Below are 1,012 nucleotides of genomic sequence, written 5' to 3' on the forward strand. Positions count from 1 at the left end.
TGTCCGCCCGATCATGTGACTATCACTTGCTTTGGTCGTTGTTCCGGGCATGGGGCGGGAAGAGCGCGGTGATCTGTCGGATGCCGAGTGGGAGCGGTTGCGGCCGTTCCTGCCGGTGAGCAACAGGCGTTGTGGCCGGTGGCGGGACCATCGGCAGGTGATCGACGGGATCCTGCACCGGGTGCGGACCGGCGTGCAGTGGCGTGATCTTCCCGAGCGGTTCGGGCCGTGGAAGACGGTCTACGAGCGTCACCGGCTGTGGTCGGCCGACGGGACCTGGGAACGACTGCTCCAGCAGGTCCAGGCGGAAGCCGACGCGGCCGGCGACATCGACTGGGATGTCTCCGTCGACTCCACGATCGTGCGGGCCCACCAGCACGCGGCCGGTGCCCGCACCGACCCGCCGCCGGCCCTGGCCTCAAAGGGGGCTGGGCTCCTTGCAGAACACCAGGACGAAACACCGTGGCGGAGCCTCGTCGGCCACCTGGCGGAGGTGGTACTGGAGGCGAGGGCCTGGGCCGCTCGCGCGGAGGGTTCACCACCAAGGTCCACCTGAGCGCGGACGGCCGCTGCCGCCCGCCGTCCCTGGTCGTCACACCAGGACAGCGGGCGGACTGCACGCAGTTCGAGCCCGTGCTGGAGAAGATCCGCGTCCCGCGAACCGGGCCAGGCAGGCCCCGCAAGACGCCTGACAGCGTGGCCGCCGACAAGGCCTACAGCAACGGCCCGTGCCGCGCCTACCTGAGCAGACGCGGCATCCGGCACACGATCCCGGAGAAGACCGACAGCCGGGCCGCCCGCCTGCGCAAGGGCTCACACGGCGGACGACCGCCGGGCTTCGACGAGGAGCGGTACAAGAAACGCAACACCGTCGAACGGGCCATCAACAAGCTCAAGCACGCCAGCGCGGTCGCAACTCGCTATGACAAGCGCGGCTATGTCTACCTGGGCACTGTCACCGCAACCGCCCTCGTCATCTGGCTCCGGACGTGATCGACCGGACAAGTCCTAG

General features: G+C 69.2%; 1 protein-coding gene. It reads left to right on the forward strand.

The window, feature by feature from the left end; genetic code table 11:
- Nucleotides 1-49: 49 nt before the first annotated feature.
- A protein-coding gene (locus ACZ68L_RS46955) for an IS5 family transposase (RefSeq protein ID WP_469591064.1) occupies nt 50-993 on the forward strand; the annotation gives its coding sequence in 2 pieces (ribosomal slippage) (nt 50-394 and nt 397-993; 942 coding nt in all).
- Nucleotides 994-1,012: the final 19 nt, after the last annotated feature.

This window comes from Streptomyces sp. NPDC104309 (genome assembly GCF_055584025.1).